Source organism: Quyinboa ferrireducens (assembly GCF_042436675.1).
Taxonomy (GTDB): domain Bacteria; phylum Bacteroidota; class Bacteroidia; order Bacteroidales; family UBA5342; genus JBHJHP01.
The window spans coordinates 1-709 of sequence record NZ_JBHMVA010000099.1 but is presented as its reverse complement, the minus strand read 5'-3'; the positions used below and the strand labels follow the sequence as shown (position 1 = coordinate 709).

At 30.3% G+C, this 709-nt stretch carries 1 protein-coding gene; it reads left to right on the top strand.

Going from position 1 to position 709, the window contains the following annotated elements; genetic code table 11:
* Nucleotides 1–117: 117 nt before the first annotated feature.
* The gene (locus tag ACE01N_RS20600) at nucleotides 118–645 is read left to right on the top strand and encodes a PH domain-containing protein (RefSeq protein WP_380592985.1); all 528 of its coding nucleotides are present in this window, start codon (nucleotides 118–120) and stop codon (nucleotides 643–645) included.
* The last annotated feature ends 64 nt before the right edge of the window (nucleotides 646–709 follow it).

Sequence of the window (709 nt, the reverse complement as noted above, 5' to 3'; positions counted from 1 at the left end):
ACAGAAACTGCCACGACACCATACCGCGGGAACGTTGTGCACAATATTAGAATAAGATTAAAATGCTGATTAATTTAATTTCATAAGAGAATTTAAAATTACAGAATATAGATAAAGATGAGAAGAAGTTATGAATCAAAAATATACATGCAGAAACAGTCGATTCTTTCTCATCTAATTATTCTATTATTGCCTTTAATTGAACTTAGCGTTGCTATTATATTTTTAAGTTCAAATATTGGAACTTTTGGGTACATAACTGTAATAGTATTTTTATGCGCAGACTTTGTTCCGTCGTTGATTTTATATCTGAATTACTTATTCCATAGAACTAGATTGAAATTTAGAATTTCTGAAACGGAAATAGAAATATCAGATGGCAATTCGAAGAAAACAGTGACTAATTCAGAAATAAGAAAAATTGAATTTCAAGGAATTTGGAATACTGGGAACTTTTATCTTACCTGGTTTTCATTCTATTGGGGTACAATAGCTCTAAAAAATGGGAATAATTACGTATTCACCTCTCTTGATGGATTTTATATGAAAACAAGACTAAAAAAAATGAAAGGGGTTTTTTATAATAAGGTGAAGAAGTTTCCATTAATCCCATCCGGAAAGAAATTTTCTAATCTGAAGGATTAATATTGTTACTGAATTGAAGGATAAAAAAATACTGTGCACAACACGCGGTGCATAGTGCATGCGG

What these genes read in the sequence shown, in the direction of transcription:
- ACE01N_RS20600 (WP_380592985.1), top strand. Translation starts at nt 118, where the DNA reads ATGAGAAGAAGTTATGAATCAAAAATATACATGCAGAAACAGTCGATT.